This window comes from Sphaerisporangium aureirubrum (assembly GCF_042658925.1).
Lineage (GTDB): Bacteria > Actinomycetota > Actinomycetes > Streptosporangiales > Streptosporangiaceae > Sphaerisporangium > Sphaerisporangium aureirubrum.
This window is the reverse complement of record NZ_JBHSRF010000002.1, coordinates 192,138-208,089: the sequence shown is the minus strand read 5'-3', so window position 1 is coordinate 208,089 and position 15,952 is coordinate 192,138. Positions and strand designations below refer to the sequence as shown.

The window sequence follows — 15,952 nt, the reverse complement described above, 5'->3', positions numbered from 1 at the left end:
TGCGGCGGATCGCGCGGGGACTGGTGACTCTGATGCGCCTCATCGCTCTCTCCCTCCGAGCTGTCACGCGGGGTCGATGAGACCGACTATCGCGCGCCTCGCTTGCCTTTCCCTTGTTATCCGGTTGCACCACCCCTTCCGGATTGCGGCGTCACCGGATCGTGGCCATCGCGTGACCCGGGCGCGGGCGGGGTGCGCAGGACGGCGAAGCCGCGCGGCGGGAGGCGCAGGGGGCCGTCGATCTCGGTGCCGGAGAGGACGTCGGCGCCGCGCGCGGTGATCGTCTGGGCGGCTGGGGTGTGGTTGAGGGCGAACAGCCAGTCCCGGTCGCCGCCCTCGCGGCGGATCAGCTCGACCCCCGGCGGGACGCCGGTGGGGGGCAGGCCGGCGGCGGTCAGGATCTGGGCGTACGCCGCGTCGTCCAGTCGGGTGGACAGGTAGAACGCCTGCCCGGCGCCGTGGGTGTGCCGGGTGACGGCGGGCAGGCCGTCCAGGTCGCCGCCGTACGTGGCGATCGGCCGGGCACCGCGCAGTTCGACGCGCTCGCTCCAGGCGGTCCCGGTGGTGGATGTCGGGGACGGTTCGAGGAGGTGCACGGGGACGGGGGCGTCGAGGGGGAGGAACTCCTCGGTGCGGACGCCGAGCAGGTCGCGCAGCGCGCCGGGGTATCCGCCGAGCCGCACCCGGGCGTGCTCGTCGGCGACGCCGCTGAAGAACGACACGACCAGCGTGCCCCCGCCCTCCACATAGGCGGTAAGGCGGGCGGCGGTGGCGTCGGAGACCAGGTAGAGGCACGGCACCAGCACCACGTCGTAGGACGACAGGTCGTGGTCGGGGCAGGCGAAGTCCACGGGGACGCCGCCCCGCCAGAGCACCCGGTGCGCCTGCCGCACCGCGTCCAGGTAGCGCAGGTCGGCCGACGGGAACGCCGGGGCCTCCAGCGCCCACCACGACTGCGCGTCCCACAGGATCGCCGCCCGAGCGCCCACCGACACCGGGCCGTCCGCCCGGAGCCCGGCCAGGGACGGCAGCAGCTCGCCGAGGGCGCGGACCTCCCGGTGCACCCGGCTGTCCGGGCCCGCGTGCGGCACCATGCCGCCGTGCCACAGCTCCGCCCCGCCGCGGGAGGCGCGCCACTGGAAGAACATCGCCCCGGCCGACCCCCGCGCGATGTGCGACAGGCTGTGCAGGGCGATCTCCCCGGGCCGCTTGGTGAGCATGCGCGGCCCGGTGTACACCACCCCCGCGGCCTGCTCCATCAGCAGCCACGGCCTGCCGCCCGCCCAGCCCCTGGCCAGGTCGGCGGCGAACGCGGTCTCCTCGGCGGCGGCGTCGCGGTCACCGGGGTAGTGGTCGAGCGCGATCAGGTCCACCTCGTCCGCCCACCGCCACGGGTCCACCGGCACCCAGCTCCCGAACGCGAAGTTGGTGGTGACCGGCACGCCGGGGCTCAGCTCGCGCAGCATGGCCTTCTGCGCGCGGAAGTGCGCGAGCATCGCGTCGGACAGGAACCGGCGGAAGTCCAGCACCTGGGCGGGGTTCGGCAGGTACTGCGTGGCCCTCGGCGGCCGGACCTGTTCCCAGGCCGAGTAGCGCTGGCTCCAGAACGCGGTGGTCCACGCGTCGTTCAGCGCCGCGAGCGTGCCGTGCCGGGCGCGCAGCCACTCGCGGAACGCGGCGGCGACGTGGTCGCAGTGGCACCAGGTGCCGTACTCGTTGTGCGCGTGCCACAGCGTGAGCGCGGGGTGGCCCGCGTAGCGTCCGGCCAGCTCGCGGGTGATCCGCGCCGACGCCTCCCGGTACGCCGGGGCGCACACGCAGTAGGTGTCCCTGCTGCCGTGGGACACCGGCGTGCCGTCGGCCCGCACCGGCAGCGCGTCCGGGTGGGCCAGGCCGAACCACGGCGGGGGAGCGGCGGTGGGGGTGGCGAGGCAGACCCCGATCCCGGCCTCGTGCAGCAGGCCGAGCACGCGGTCCATCCACCCGAAGCGGAACCGGCCGGGCTCGGGTTCCAGCTCGGCCCAGGAGAAGACGCCGACGGTGACCAGGGTGACCCCGGCCGCGCGCATGAGGGCCGCGTCCTGCTCCCAGACCTCCTCGGGCCACTGCTCGGGGTTGTAGTCGCCGCCGTACCAGAGCCGGGACGCTCGCAGCGGTCTGTCCGTGGTCCTCGCCCCCCGCTTTTCGTGTGATGGCCAAACTAAAGATCGCATGGCCGGGGTCCCGGCGTCGTGGGGATCCGTCCGCTCATCCGTTGACGTTTGTTCGTATAGTCGGCAAACTAATTCGAGTCGCCCGCCGGAACGCCCGAGGAGCGTGCCAATGCCCTACCGTCCTCCTCTGATCGCGCACGAGTACTTCAGCGCGGATCCGCCGGAGCTCCCGGTGCGCTCCCGGGGAGAGCAGGGCCTTTCCGCCCTCACCCGGGCCGAGCCGATGGCCGCCGACGCGCACGGCGTGACGCTGAAGGCGTCCACCTCCGCGGAAGAGGTGCTCGTCGTCCAGGTCAGCGCCGCGGGCGAGGGCGTGATCCGGGTCCGCCTCAGCCAGGACGTGGCGGCGCGCACCCGCAGCGCCCGCGCCATCGAGATGGTGACCCCGGGGCAGTACGCCGGCACCCGGGTCGAGACCGAGGACGCCAGGATCGTCGTGGACGCCGGGGCCGTGCGGGCCGAGATCACCCTGGACCCCTGGCACCTACGGTTCACCGACGCGCGGGGCCGCGTGCTCACCGAGCAGGACCAGGGCCACGTGGACATCAGCGGCCGGCTGCGCACGCTGCCGTTCGGCCGCTCCCAGGTGGACGGCGCGACCGTGGCCTACCACGAGAGCCTCGCCGCCCGGCCGGACGAGCGCTTCGCCGGGTTCGGCGAGAAGTTCACCCCGCTCGACAAGCGCGGCCAGCGTCCGCTGATGTGGAACTTCGACGCGTTCGGCGCCGAGTCCGACCGCTCGTACAAGAACGTCCCGCTGATGATCTCCAGCCGCGGCTACGGCCTGCTGGTGGACAGCGGCGCGCCGGTCGAGTTCGACGTCTGCCGCTCCACCCACAGCTGCGTGGAGATCGTCGTCCCGGACGACCTCATCGACTACTACCTGATCGCCGGGCCCGCGATCCCGGAGGTGCTGGCGCGCTACGACCGCCTGACCTGCGCCCCGGCGCTGCCGCCCAAGTGGGCCTTCGGCAGCTGGATCTCCTCGGGCTTCTTCCGCGACTCGGCCGAGCGGGTGCTGGCCAGGGCCGCGAAGATCCGCGAGCGCGGCATCCCGTGCGACGTGCTGCACCTGGACTGCTACTGGCAGGCCGAGGACCACTGGTCGGACCTGCGCTGGGACCCCGAGGCGTTCCCCGACCCCGAGGGCATGCTCACCACGCTGGCCGCACAGGGCTTCAGGGTCTGCCTGTGGATGAACCCCTACGTCTCCCACCTCAGCCCCGCCTACGCCGAGGGCGACGCCGAGGGGCACTTCCTGAAGGACCAGGACGGCCGGACGTACGTCGCCGACTCCTGGCACGGCTCGTACCCTGCGGGCGGCATCGTCGACTTCACCAACCCGGCCGCCGCCGACTGGTTCCGCGGCCTGCTGCGCGGGCTGCTGCGGCAGGGTGTCGCGCTGTTCAAGACCGACTTCGCCGAGGGCGTGCCCGCCGACGCCGTCGCCTTCAACGGCATGACCGGCGTGGAGCTGCACAACGTCTACGCGCTGCTGTTCAACGACCTCGTCGCCGAGGTGACCCGCGAGGAGAACGGCCACGGCATGGTCTGGGCCCGTTCGTCCTACCTCGGCGGCCAGCGGCACGCCGCCCAGTGGAGTGGGGACAGCTACACCTCCTACTCCGCGATGGCCAGCACGCTGCGCGGCGGCCTGTCGCACGGCCTGTCCGGCGTGCCGTACTGGAGCCACGACGCGGGCGGCTTCACCGGCCGTCCGTCCGACGACCTGTACGTGCGGTGGGCGCAGTTCGGGGCCCTGTCGCCGCTGGTCCGCTTCCACGGCACCACCAGCCGCGAGCCGTGGGAGTTCCCCGCGGTGGAGGAACTCGCCGCCGAGGCGATCCGCCTGCGGTACCGGCTGATGCCGTACATCTACTCGGCCGCCGTGGTCTCGGCGCGCACCGGCTCGCCCATGCTGCGGGCGCTGTGCGTCGACCACCCGGACGACCCGGTGGCCTGGCAGGCCGACCTGGAGTACCTCCTCGGGGCCGACCTGCTGGTCGCGCCGATGACCGAACCCGAAGGTACCCGGCAGGTCTACCTGCCCGCCGGGCGCTGGGTCGATCACTGGACCCACGAGGTCCACGAGGGGGGCAGGTACGTCACGGTCACCAAGCCGCTCGCCCAGATCCCGCTGTTCGTCAGGTACGGCGCGCTGATCCCGCTCACCGAGGTGCGCGACACCGTCGGCGACGGGCCGTTCGAGGACGTCACCGTGGTCAGCTACGGCGGCGCGGACGGCTCCACGAGCCGTACCACCATCCATGACGTCGACGGTGACACGACGGTCACCGCCACCCGGGACGGCGATGTGCTGCGCGTCACCGCCTCAGGACCGGCGTCCATCACGCAGGTGCACATCGCGCCCGTCGCCGGCGCCCCCGCCAGGGCCGTCGCCGGCTGACCGGGCTGAGCAGAGCTGGAGAACCACCATGCCCAATCTGGGACGCACGACGATATTGGCCGCGGTGGCGACCGCGGCGGCACTGGTCATGGCCGCATGCGGTTCGCCGGAGCCCGGCGGGGGCGGCGGGGGCTCCGCCGGGCCGCGGACCCTGAAGCTGTGGCACTACGAGGGCGCCACCAGCGCCATGGGAGTCGCCTGGGCGGACGCCATCAAGAAGTTCGAGGCGAGCCACCCCGGCGTCACGGTGAAGTTCGAGGAGAAGGGCTTCGAGCAGATCCAGAAGACGGCCGGCATGGTGCTCGGCTCCGACGAGGCGCCCGACCTGATGGAGTACAACAAGGGCAACGCCACCGCGGGCCTGCTGTCCAAGCAGGGCCTGCTCGCCGACATCAGCGGCGAGGTCGCCAAGCGCGGCTGGGACAAGCTGCTCAGCCCGAGCCTGCAGACCACGGCGCGGTACGACGACCGGGGCATCATGGGCTCGGGGAAGTGGTTCGGCGTGCCGAACTACGGCGAGTACGTCATGGTCTATTACAACAAGGACGCCTTCGAGAAGCAGGGCATCTCGGTGCCGGCCACCTTCGACGAGTTCACCGCGGCCATGGACAAGTTCGTCAAGGCCGGCATCACCCCGATCTCGGTCGGCGGCGCCGAGTACCCGGCGCAGCAGATCATGTACCAGCTCGCGCTCGGCAAGGCGCAGCGCGCCTGGGTGGACTCCTTCCAGCTCTACAAGGGCCAGGTGAACTTCCACGGCCCCGAGCTGACCTACGGCGCGACCACCTTCGCCGACTGGGTGAAGAAGGGCTACATCGCCAAGAACTCGGCGGGCCTGAAGGCCGAGGACATGGGCGTCGCGTTCATCTCCGGCAAGTACCCGATCATGATCTCCGGGAGCTGGTGGTACGGCCGGATGATCTCGGACATCAAGGACTTCGAGTGGGGCACGTTCCTGTGGCCGGGCAACCAGATGAGCGCCGGGTCCAGCGGCAACCTGTGGGTCGTGCCGGAGCGCTCGGCCAACAAGGACCTCGCGTACGACTTCATCGACATCACGATGAGCAAGGACGTGCAGAACAAGCTCGGCAACTCGGGCGGCATCCCGGTGGCGGCCGACCCGGCGGCGATCACCGACCCCAAGAACAAGGAACTGATCGAGAACTTCAACAAGCTGGCCGCGCAGGACGGCCTGGCGTTCTACCCCGACTGGCCGGCCCCCGGGTACTACGACGTCATGGTGGCCGGGGCGCAGGAGCTGATCAACGGCACCAAGGCGCCGGACAAGGTCCTGGACGAGCTCGCCGGCCCGTACCAGGAGAACGCCGCCGACCTCGGCAACTGACCTCATGAACCATTCCGCGCGACGGGGCTACTGGCTCTACCTGATCCCCGGGGCGGTGCTCTTCCTCGCGGTCGTCATCGTGCCGTTCCTGATGAACATCGCGACGAGCTTCACACGGTGGAGCGGGTTCGGCACGCCCCGGTGGATCGGGCTCGACAACTACAAACGGCTGCTGACGGACGAGACCTTCTGGGCCTCGTTCCAGCACAACGTCGCGCTGATCGTCGCCATGGCGGTCGTGCCCACCGCGGCCGGCCTCGTGCTGGCCGCGGCGCTGTTCGACTACATCGGCAGGCGGTTCGGGACCCGCACCGCGAGCGCGCTGCGGGCCGCGTACTACCTGCCGCAGGTGCTGCCGGTGGCGGTGGCCGGGGTGGTGTGGGGCTGGATGCTGCACCCCGAGTACGGCGCGCTGAACGAGATCCTCCAGGCCGTAGGGCTCGGCTCGCTGGCCGCCAACTGGCTGGGGGACCCCGACCTCGCGCTGGCCACCGTGATGGCGATCATGGTGTGGTTCCAGCTCGGCTACCCGGTCGTGATCTTCATGGCCGGGCTCCAGCGGGCCGACCCGGCGCTGCACGAGGCCGCCGAGATCGACGGCGCGTCCTGGTGGCGGCGGTTCTGGCACGTCACGGTGCCGCAGATCAGGCCGGAGATCTTCGTGGTGCTGCTGACCTGCACCATCGCCGCGCTCAAGGTCTTCGGCCCGATCTTCGTGCTCACCCGGGGCGGCCCCGGGCGGGCCACGATCGTGCCGTCGTACTTCAGCTACCTCAACTTCTTCGAGAAGGCCAACGTGGGCTACGGCTCCGCCATCGCGACCGTGCTCGCGCTCATCATCGTCGTGGTCACCTTCCTGTTCCTGCGGGTCCAGGAGCGCGAGTCATGACCGCCGTCCCGGCGCGCCCCGGCGCCGGTCCCGGCCGGTGGGCGATCCTGTTCGCGCTGGCGGTGCTCGCGGTCGTCATGCTGCTGCCGTTCGCCATCGTCGCGCTGAACGCGGTCAAGAGCCCGGCGGAGTACTCCGCGGGCGGGCCGCTGAGCCTGCCGCACGGGATCTACCTCGACGGGCTCGTGCAGTTCTGGAACCGGGTCGACTTCGGCCGCAAGCTGCTCAACAGCTTCCTGATCAGCGGCTCGGTGGCCGTGCTCGCCGTCCTGCTGTCGGTGCTGAACGCCTACGCGCTCGGCATCGGACGGGTGCGCGGCCGGCTGTGGATCCTCGTGCTGTTCCTGGTCGCCAACACGCTGCCGCAGGAGGCGCTGGTCTACCCGCTGTACTACCTGGCCAAGCAGCTGGGCCTGTACGACAGCAGGCTCGCCGTGATCATCATCTTCACGGTGATCCAGGGGGCGTTCGGCACCTACCTGCTGTCGGCGGTGCTCGGCGACTTCCCCCGGGCGATCATGGAGGCGGCGGCCATCGACGGGGCGTCCCGGTGGCGGATCCTGTGGCGCATCGTGGTGCCGATCAGCCGTCCCACCCTGACCGTCCTGATGATCTTCTTCTTCATCTGGACCTGGAACGAGTTCTTCCTGCCGCTGGTCTTCCTCATCTCCAACGACACCCAGACCGTGCCGGTCGTGCTCGGCGTGCTGCAGGGCGAAAAGATGATGGACGCCACCATGTCCAGCGCGTCGGCGCTGCTCGGCATCATCCCCGCCATGGCGTTCTTCCTCATCTTCCAGCGCACGCTGACCCGCGGCGTCACCGTCGGTGCCGTCAAATGACCTGACAAATCCATCCCGCGTCGACCCACCTGACCTGGAGGCGCCATGTCCCCTCGCCGCACGTCATGCCTGTTAGCCGTGCTCGGCCTGTTCGTCACCCTGCTGGCCGCCCCGGCCCGCGCCGCCGAGGACCTCCCGTTCCGAGATCCGGCGCTGTCCCTGAGCCGGCGCGTGGACGACCTGCTCGGACGGCTCACCCTGACCGAGAAGATCTCCCTGCTGCACCAGTACCAGCCCGCCATCCCGCGCCTCGGCATCGGCCTGTTCAAGACCGGCACCGAGGCGCTGCACGGGGTCGCGTGGTCGACGAACATCGACAACGGCGGCGCCGTGGTCACCGCGGACGGCACTGTGTTCCCGCAGGCCGTCGGGCTGGCCAGCACCTGGGACCCGGCGCTGATCAAGCAGGTCGGCACCGCCGTCGGCACGGAGGCCCGCGGCTTCAACGCCCGCAACCCGCGCGTGTGGGGCCTGAACCTGTGGGCGCCGGTCGTCAACCTGCTGCGCGACCCCCGGTGGGGCCGCAACGAGGAAGGCTACTCCGAGGACCCGACGCTCACCGGCGCGATGTCCGTCGCGTACGGCTCGGGCATCCAGGGCGACGACCCCGACCACCTGCGGGCCGCGCCGACGCTCAAGCACTACCTCGCCAACAACAACGAGGTGCGCCGCGACACGTCCAACTCCAGCCTGCGGCCCCGGGTGGAGCAGGAGTACGACCAGGCGGCCTTCAAGCCGGCGATCGCCGCGGACGCCGCGACCGGCGTCATGGCGTCGTACAACCTGGTCAACGGCCGCCCCGCCACGGTCAACCCCGACCTGAACGACGTGGCCCGGTCGTGGACCCGTCGTGACCTGATGAACGTCACCGACGCCCACGCGCCGAACAACCTGGTCAACTCCCAGGCCTACTACCCGACCCTCACCGAGGGCGACGCCGCCGCGCTGAAGGCCGGCATCGACAGCTACACCACCGACGACACCAACGCCGCGCCCACCGTCAACGCGATCACCGCCGCGCTGTCCCAGGGGCTCGTCACCGTGGCCGACATCGACCGCGCCGTCCGGCACCTGCTGTCCATCCGCTTCCGCCTCGGCGAGTTCGACCCGGGCGGCGGCCGGTACGGCTCCATCACCCCGGACGTGATCAACAGTCCGGCCCACCGCGCGCTGAACCGCCGCACCGCCGCCGCGGCCACGGTCCTTCTGAAGAACTCGGGCCGCGCGCTGCCGCTCAGCCCGTCCACCCGGAAGGTCGCGGTGATCGGCCCGCTGTCCGACACCCTGTACACCGACTGGTACTCCGGCGCCCTGCCCTACCAGGTCACCCCGCTGGCCGGCATCCGGGAGCGGCTCGGCACCGGGGCCACCGTCACCGGCACCGAGGGCGCCGACCGCATCGCGCTGAAGAACGTCGCCACCGGCAGGTACGTCACCGCCGGGGCCGGGGCGTCCGGCGCCGTGCTCACCGAGGGCGGCACCACGGCCGGGGACACCGCGAAGTTCGACGCGTTCGACTGGGGCCAGGGCGTGCTGACGCTGCGCAGCGCCGCCAACGGCAAGTTCGTCGGCTACAACTGGTCCAGCTTCGTCAACGACCAGAGCCAGCCGAACGGGTGGTTCGTCCAGCAGCAGTTCAAGCTGGAGCCGCAGTCCGACGGCACCTACCTGTTCCGCTACGCCGGGTACGAGACGGCGTACGACTGGTTCGGGCCGAACAAGTACCTCGCGCCGAACGCCGACGGCACTCTGGTGCTGACCACCGCCGACCAGGCCGCGAAGTTCACCAAGGAGGTCGTCACCGACGGCACCGCCGCCGCGGTCGCCGCCGCCAAGTCGGCCGACGCGGCCGTCGTCGTGGTCGGCAGCATGCCGTTCATCAACGGCCGCGAGGACCACGACCGCACCGACATGAACCTCGCCGAAGGCCAGGAGGCCCTGGTCAAGGCCGTCACCAAGGCCAACCCCAAGACCGTGGTGATCCTGGAGAACAGCTACCCCACCACGATCAACTGGCTCCAGGCCAACGTCCCCGCCATCCTCTGGACCACCCACGCCGGCGCCGAGACCGGCCACGCCCTGGCCGACGTCCTCTTCGGCGACACCAACCCGGCGGGCCGCCTCCCCCAGACCTGGTACCGCTCCGCGGCCGACCTCCCCGACATCCTCAACTACGACATCATCAAGTCGAACGCCACCTACCTGTACTCCAGGGCCACTCCCCTCTACCCCTTCGGTCACGGCCTCAGCTACACGACCTTCGCCTACGCCGGCCTGAAGCTCAACGCCCCCTCGGTCCGCCCCGACGGCACCGTGACCGCCACCGTCAAGGTCACCAACACCGGCCGCGCCGCGGGCGACGAGGTCGTCCAGCTCTACACCCATCAGCGCACCAGCCGCACCAAGCAGCCCGTAAAGCAACTCCGCGCCTTCCAGCGGGTCCACCTCACCCCCGGCCAGACGAAGACGGTCACCCTCACCTTCAAGGCAGCCGACCTGGCCCTCTGGGACGTCACCCGCAACCGCTGGTCCGTGGAGAAATCCCCTCACGACGTGATGGTCGGCAGCTCCTCCACCGCCATCCACCAGCGCACCACCCTGACCGTCCAGGGCGAGACCATCCCACCCCGCGACCTCTCCCGCCCCACCCAGGCCACCACCTTCGACGACCACTCCACCGCCGAGCTGGCAGACCTCACCAAAACCACCGGCGACACCGTAGCCACCACCCCCGGCACCTGGCTCGCCTACAACTCCACCCTCCTCCCCAGCCCCACCACCTTCACCGCCACCACCTCAACCCAAACCCCAGCCACCCGAGTAGAACTCCGCCAAGACTCCCCCACCGGCAAACTCCTAGCCACCCTCACCCCCCCACCAACCCCCGACAAGTACACCTACACCACCACCTCAGCCCCCATAACCAGAACCACCAGCACCCACAACATCTACCTGGTCTTCACCGGCCCCATGCGAATCAAGGACTTCTCCCTCACCCGATGACCACCCACCCGAACGGCACCCGACCTCCCCAGAAGGAGGCCGGGTGCCGTTCCTGGCCTTTCAGGACCACTGCGACTGCGCGCTGAAGAACATCTCGAACCTCGACGACCGGACAGATGTCGATCAGGCGGTCGCTCACATCGACGCGGACCTCGTGCGACGCGCACCTCCATGACAGGGCCTATCGATTGCATGGCAATCAAGGGTAATCGGCCGAGCTCGTAGCGGGACGGCACTAGTCGTCGATGCCTGGTGTCAGTTCGCCGGACGGGTCGCGAAGCGTTCGAGGGTGGTGAGGACGTGGGTGCGTAGGGTGGTGCTTCCTGTGTGGCCGGCGTCGTCGATGATTTTGAGTTCGGCGTCGGGCCATTGGCGGGTCAGGTGCCAGGCGGTGTCCAGGGGGCTGCCCATGTCCAGGCGGCCGTGGAGGAGGACGCCGGGGATGCCTTTCAAGCGGGAGGCTTCGCGGAGGAGGGTGCCTTCCTCCAGCCAGGCGTTGTTGGCGAAGTAGTGGGTGCAGATGCGGACGAAGGCTAGGAGGGCGTTGGTGGGGCGGTCGCTGTAGGCGTTCGGGGTGCCGTTGGGTTCCTGGGAGATCACGGCGTCTTCCCAGGCGCACCAGTCGGTGGCGGCCTTCGCGCGGATGGCGGGGTCGGGGTGTTCCATCAGGCGGGAGTAGGCGGCGATCAGGTTGCCGTCGCGGTCTTCCACGGGGACGCCTTCGCGGAAGCGGTGCCACTGCTCGGGGAAGAAGCGACCTACGCCTTCGTAGAGCCACTCGGTCTCCGCGCGGCGGGTGGTGGTGACGCTGGGGATCACGATCTCCGTTACGCGGCCGGGGTGGCGTTCGGCGTAGGCGAGGATCAGGGTGGAGCCCCATGAGCCACCGAACAGTTGCCAGCGTTCGATGCACAGGTGCTCGCGGAGGCGCTCCATGTCGGCGATCAGGTGTTCGGTGGTGTTGACGCTCATGTCGGCCGCGGGGTCGCTCGCGTTCGGGGTGCTCCGGCCGCAGCCGCGCTGGTCGAACTGGACGATCCGGTACAGGTCCGGGTCGTAGAAGCGGCGTGAGCCGGGTGAACTCCCCGACCCCGGGCCGCCGTGGACGACCAGGCTGGGTTTGCCGCAGGGGTTTCCGGAGGTCTCCCAGTGGACGAGGTTGCCGTCGCCGACGTCCAGCATGCCGGAGTCGTACGGCTCGATGGGCGGGAAGAGATCGGCCATGTCCCTTGGTGTCCCCTCATGAGCGGAAATACCCGGCGACTTTAGACGGCGTGCCGGTGGCGGCGCCTCCGCTTTCTCCGGAGGGCCGTCCGTCTTGTCCTGAGAGGCCGGGGTGGGGAGGGTGCACCAGATCGTTTTGCCGGTGGTGGTGGCGTGGTGGCCCCAGGCGGCGGCGAGGGCCGCGACCAGGAGCAGGCCCCGGCCGCCCTCGTCGGTGAGGGCGGGGGTTCTCGGTGCCGGTGGGGTGGGGTCGGGGTCCGAGACCTCGATCAGGAGGTGTGGTGGTTGCAGGGCCAGGCCGAGGCGGACGGGGTGGGGGCTGCCGTCGGCGGCTCTGATGGCGTTGGTGACGAGCTCGGAGACGATCAGTTCGGTCGTGTCGATCAGGGCTTGGAGGTGCCAGGCGGTGAGGGTGGCGCGGACGTGGTGGCGGGCTTCGGCCGCTGAGGCGGGGTGGGGCGGGAAGTCCGCGTGTCGTCGGCTGGGGTGGCCGGTCATGTGTTTCCTCGCGGGGTGGGATTTCTTGGGGACGGCCCTGGTGGGTCGTGAATTCTTGTGCTCAGATTGACCTTCGTCCGTTACTGTTGGTGTTCGATTGACTACGGAATGACTTCAGAGTTGTTCTGAGGTGGATGAATCCGTTCTGTTCCGGTGTCGCGAGGGGACCCCATGACCAGGATGATCGACATCAACCCGGAGGAGTCGCCGCGGGCGCGGTTCGCGTACGAGGTGCGGCGGTATCGGCTGGCGGCCGGGATGACGCAGAAGCAGCTCGGGCGGCGGCTCGGGTTCTCCACCAGTGCGGTGGCGATGGTGGAGACGTCGAAGTTCCGGCCGTCGGAGCGGTTCGCGGAGCTGTGCGACGAGGTTTTCGGGCTGGACGGCGTCATCGCCGGGCTGTACGCGGAGGTGTGGCCGCCCCCGCCACCGGTGCCCGCGCACTTCCGTGACTGGGCGGTGGAGGAACAACGCGCCACGGCGTTGCGCTTCTGGGCGCCGCTCCTCGTTCCCGGGCTGCTCCAGACGGAGGCTTTCGCGCGCCGGGTCATCTCCTGTTCGCCGGACATCACCGAGGACGAGGTGGAGCGGCGGGTGGCCGGCCGAATGCAGCGCCGGGCCGTTTTCTCACGGGTCGATCCACCGGCGGTCATGTGTTTGCTGGACGAGGGTGTCCTTCACCGGCCTGTGGGCGGTCCCGCTGTCATGCGGGAACAACTCGAATACCTTCTCGACCTCTCGCGGCGGCCGAATTTCACCATTCAGGTGGTTCCGTATGATGCCGAGGTATTGTCCGGGCTGCTGGGTGCGTACACCATTGCCGAAATGCGGGGGAACGCGTATACCGTGCGGGTGGAGAGTCAGCCCAGCGGACGGACGGTCACCGACAGGGCCACGATCACGAACATGGTCCGTCGCTACGACGCCGTCCGGGCGGATGCCTACCCGCAACACCAGTCCGGGAAGCTCATCGAGGAAGTGGTGACTCAGAAATGGACCTGACCGGAGCGCTGTGGCGAAAGTCGTCTCGGTCCGGCGACGACGGGGGGGAGTGTGTCGAGGTGGCGGTGAATCTGCCGATGGCGGTGGCCGTGCGGGACTCCAAGAATCCTGGTGGTGCCGTGCTTCACTGCGGTCATGGGGAGTGGCGCGCATTCTTGTGCGAGCTCAGGGACGGGTGTTTCGGTCGTTGAGGTGATGTCCGGAGGCTCGGTTGTTTCCGCGGGACACAGAGCTCACCGGGGATGCGTCGCGGTGGGGCACGGTGCCGGGTTGTTCGCCGTACGGCGGCGCCGGATTCGCCGTACCACGTCCCGCCGTCTCGGCGCCGGTTGAATGGGACGGCCAGGGCGGGGTTGGGTGGGCGCGTGGTGGCGTGCCGCACGCGTCGTGGCGTACCCGCGTGGTGTGGCCTGCCGTGCGGGTTGTGGTGGGGTTAGTTGTTGGGGTTGGGGCCGTAGTGGGGGATTAGGCGGTAGGGGTTGCCGTCTATTTCGGATTTGGGGATTTCGGCTAGGAGGCGGACTTGTTTGCCTTTCAGGTTGGTGATGGTCACCCGGGCGGGGGAGTTGCTCAGGTCGGTGACGATGAGATGGGCGTCGTTGTACCAGCCGACGACCCTGCGTTTGACGGGGACGGGGACGGTGGTGACGCGGCGGCCGGTGGTGGTGTCCCAGATGCAGGCGATGGCGTAGCCGCTGGGGCACAACGTGACGAAGAACTTTCCGGCGGGGGAGAACATGCTCTCGTAGTCGATCGGGTTGCCGACGTTGGCGATGGTGCGCAGGGCCTTGCCGGTCAGGTCGTAGATCCGGATGCCCGGTTTGTTGCCGTCGAGGTAGCGCTGGGCGACGCTCGTCTCGCCGGGGGCCCACATGAAGGGGTTGGCCTGGGCGCCGGGGGTGGGGGCGGAGACCGCCTTCGAGGTGGCCGTGTCGCGGTCGACGATGACGAAGCCCACCGAGGTCCGCTGGTTGGTGGGCGAGACCTCGTAGGTCGTCAGCAGCAGGCGCCGGCCGTCGGAGGACCAGTAGGGGACGAAGTTCTGCAGGGGTTTGTCGGTGAGGCGGACCGCGAACTCCCGGCCGGTGGACCGCTCGACCAGGCGGACCTGGTCGTACGGCTGCGGAATCGAGTCCTTCAGCCACGGCAGGATGGCCATCCAGGTGCCGTCCGGTGACACCAGGGGCTCCTGGTAGGGGCCGGTGGACTCGAATTCGCCCTTGGTGTCGCGCGCGTACGACTTGGACTCGTTCGAACCCAGGTACATGAAGGACGTCAGCCGCACGGGGTCGTCCGGGTTCTCGTACACGGTGGTCTTGGTCTCCGGCAGCCGCGACTCGGCCGCCGGGGTGGGGGGCGCGGCGGTGACCTCCCGCACGGGGGACGCCGAGGGGGCGGAGGGGGTGGGCCGGGCGACGGGACCGGTGACGTCGCGGGGGATGAAGATGTAGGCCAGCGCGGCGGAGACCAGCGCGAGCGCGACGCCGGCGCCGATCCACAGGCCGCGGCGGCTCCCGGCGGCCACATCGGGCTGGGTGGGGAACACGGCGGTGCCCGGGTCGGTGGACACCGGCCCTCCGGGAGCCGCGTACACCCCGCCGGGCGGTGGTGCGCCAACGGGGAGGGCGGTGGCGCGCTGCGGCGTGTCGGAGGCGGCGGCGGTGCCGGCGGAGAGCAGGTCGCCGCCGCCGGAGGGGCGGCCCTGGGCGCCGAGGAGCCGCAGCAGGACGTCGCGGGCCGCGGGCCGGACGGCGGGGTTCTTGGCGAGGCATTCGGCGATCAGGTCGCGCAGGTCGCCTTCGAGGTCGCCGAGGTCGGGGTCCCTGTGCAGGATGCGGTTGATCACGGCGGGCAGGGAGTCCATGCCGAACGGCGGGCGGCCCGTCGCCGCGAACACCATCGTGGAGCCCCAGGAGAACAGGTCCGCGGGCGGCTCCACGGGGGCGCCGTCGAGTTGCTCGGGTGCCATGTACGGCGGGGTGCCGATGGCGCCGGAGCCGGTGGCGGAGACGTCCAGGGCGCGGGCGATGCCGAAGTCGATGACCCGGGGGCCGTCCCGGCCGAGCAGTACGTTGCTCGGCTTGAAGTCGCGGTGCACGATCCCGGCCCGGTGGATCGCGGTGAGCGCCGTCATGGTGCCCACCGCCAGCCGCCGCAGCCGCGCGTCGCGCAGCGGCCCGTCCCGCTCGACGCTCTGCTGCAGTGTGGGGCCCTCGATGTACTCGCTGACGATGTACGGCCGCCCTGCGGCGGTTCCGCTTTCCACCACCTGGGCCGTGCAGAACGGCGCCACCCGCCGCAGGATCTCGGTCTCCCGCTGGAAGCGCTCGGGCGCCGCGGACGCCACGCTGCCGGGCGCCGGCGGGACCAGCCCGCGCCGCAGCACCTTGATCGCGACCCGTTCCCCGGAGGGGGTGGTGCCGAGGTAGACCGAGCCCTGGCCTCCCTCGCCGATCCGGCCGGTCAGCGCGTAGCCGCCGATGCTCTCCGGATCGCCGGGGCGCAGGGAGGCGATGTCCGTCACGGTTC

Annotated in this window: 11 protein-coding genes; 8 read left to right on the top strand and 3 right to left on the bottom strand. The window is 70.3% G+C overall.

Features of this window, described 5'->3' with window-relative positions:
* Positions 1–116: 116 nt before the first annotated feature.
* Positions 117–2,213 carry a beta-galactosidase gene (locus tag ACFP1K_RS02340; protein WP_380746579.1) on the bottom strand — a complete coding sequence of 699 codons (2,097 nt, stop codon included), beginning with the start codon at positions 2,211–2,213 and terminating at the stop codon, positions 117–119.
* 109 nt (positions 2,214–2,322) lie between these two features.
* On the opposite strand from ACFP1K_RS02340, the gene ACFP1K_RS02335 reads away from it, so the two are divergent.
* Genes ACFP1K_RS02335 through ACFP1K_RS02310 form a run of 6 tightly spaced genes read left to right on the top strand, consistent with a single transcriptional unit; the run spans position 2,323 to position 10,874 of the window.
* Positions 2,323–4,620, top strand: a complete 2,298-nt coding sequence (locus ACFP1K_RS02335; protein WP_380746577.1) for a TIM-barrel domain-containing protein — start codon at positions 2,323–2,325, stop codon at positions 4,618–4,620.
* A gap of 28 nt (positions 4,621–4,648) precedes the next feature.
* Positions 4,649–5,965 carry an ABC transporter substrate-binding protein gene (locus tag ACFP1K_RS02330; RefSeq protein ID WP_380746575.1) on the top strand — a complete coding sequence of 439 codons (1,317 nt, stop codon included), beginning with the start codon at positions 4,649–4,651 and terminating at the stop codon, positions 5,963–5,965.
* Positions 5,966–5,969: 4 nt separating this feature from the next.
* Complete coding sequence (locus ACFP1K_RS02325; RefSeq protein WP_380746573.1) at positions 5,970–6,854, top strand: carbohydrate ABC transporter permease; 885 nt, start codon at positions 5,970–5,972, stop codon at positions 6,852–6,854.
* The gene (locus ACFP1K_RS02320; RefSeq protein ID WP_380746571.1) at positions 6,851–7,696 is read left to right on the top strand and encodes a carbohydrate ABC transporter permease; all 846 of its coding nucleotides are present in this window, start codon (positions 6,851–6,853) and stop codon (positions 7,694–7,696) included. Before ACFP1K_RS02325 ends, ACFP1K_RS02320 begins: the two co-directional genes overlap by 4 nt.
* Positions 7,697–7,741: 45 nt before the next feature.
* Positions 7,742–10,699 (top strand): glycoside hydrolase family 3 protein, encoded by a 2,958-nt coding sequence (locus tag ACFP1K_RS02315; RefSeq protein WP_380746569.1) that lies wholly within the window; start codon positions 7,742–7,744, stop codon positions 10,697–10,699.
* A gap of 43 nt (positions 10,700–10,742) precedes the next feature.
* Complete coding sequence (locus ACFP1K_RS02310; protein ID WP_380746567.1) at positions 10,743–10,874, top strand: hypothetical protein; 132 nt, start codon at positions 10,743–10,745, stop codon at positions 10,872–10,874.
* A gap of 80 nt (positions 10,875–10,954) precedes the next feature.
* Here ACFP1K_RS02310 and pip read toward each other — a convergent pair whose 3' ends face one another.
* Positions 10,955–12,421, bottom strand: coding sequence for a prolyl aminopeptidase (gene pip, locus ACFP1K_RS02305; protein ID WP_380746565.1), 1,467 nt, complete (start codon positions 12,419–12,421; stop codon positions 10,955–10,957).
* Positions 12,422–12,592: 171 nt separating this feature from the next.
* Between pip and ACFP1K_RS02300 the strand changes: the two genes are divergently transcribed.
* Together ACFP1K_RS02300 and ACFP1K_RS02295 are read left to right on the top strand one after the other, a co-directional pair.
* On the top strand, positions 12,593–13,423 hold the full coding sequence (locus ACFP1K_RS02300) for a helix-turn-helix domain-containing protein (protein WP_380746563.1): 831 nt from the start codon (positions 12,593–12,595) through the stop codon (positions 13,421–13,423).
* Entirely contained in the window at positions 13,414–13,614 is a 201-nt protein-coding gene (locus ACFP1K_RS02295; RefSeq protein ID WP_380746561.1) for a DUF397 domain-containing protein, read from the top strand. The genes ACFP1K_RS02300 and ACFP1K_RS02295 overlap by 10 nt, the downstream gene beginning before the upstream one ends.
* Positions 13,615–13,856: 242 nt before the next feature.
* On the opposite strand, the gene ACFP1K_RS02290 is transcribed toward ACFP1K_RS02295, so the two are convergent.
* A complete protein-coding gene (locus ACFP1K_RS02290) occupies positions 13,857–15,947 on the bottom strand; it encodes a protein kinase domain-containing protein (protein WP_380746559.1) in 2,091 nt (696 codons plus the stop codon).
* Positions 15,948–15,952 lie beyond the last annotated feature (5 nt).

Excerpts from the sequence above, each read along its gene's own strand:
- ACFP1K_RS02340 (WP_380746579.1), bottom strand. The coding sequence starts at position 2,213 with ATGCGATCTTTAGTTTGGCCATCACACGAAAAGCGGGGGGCGAGGACC.
- ACFP1K_RS02335 (WP_380746577.1), top strand. The coding sequence starts at position 2,323 with ATGCCCTACCGTCCTCCTCTGATCGCGCACGAGTACTTCAGCGCGGAT.
- ACFP1K_RS02330 (WP_380746575.1), top strand. The coding sequence starts at position 4,649 with ATGCCCAATCTGGGACGCACGACGATATTGGCCGCGGTGGCGACCGCG.
- ACFP1K_RS02325 (WP_380746573.1), top strand. The coding sequence starts at position 5,970 with ATGAACCATTCCGCGCGACGGGGCTACTGGCTCTACCTGATCCCCGGG.
- ACFP1K_RS02320 (WP_380746571.1), top strand. The coding sequence starts at position 6,851 with ATGACCGCCGTCCCGGCGCGCCCCGGCGCCGGTCCCGGCCGGTGGGCG.
- ACFP1K_RS02315 (WP_380746569.1), top strand. The coding sequence starts at position 7,742 with ATGTCCCCTCGCCGCACGTCATGCCTGTTAGCCGTGCTCGGCCTGTTC.
- pip (WP_380746565.1), bottom strand. The coding sequence starts at position 12,421 with ATGACCGGCCACCCCAGCCGACGACACGCGGACTTCCCGCCCCACCCC.
- ACFP1K_RS02300 (WP_380746563.1), top strand. The coding sequence starts at position 12,593 with ATGACCAGGATGATCGACATCAACCCGGAGGAGTCGCCGCGGGCGCGG.
- ACFP1K_RS02295 (WP_380746561.1), top strand. The coding sequence starts at position 13,414 with ATGGACCTGACCGGAGCGCTGTGGCGAAAGTCGTCTCGGTCCGGCGAC.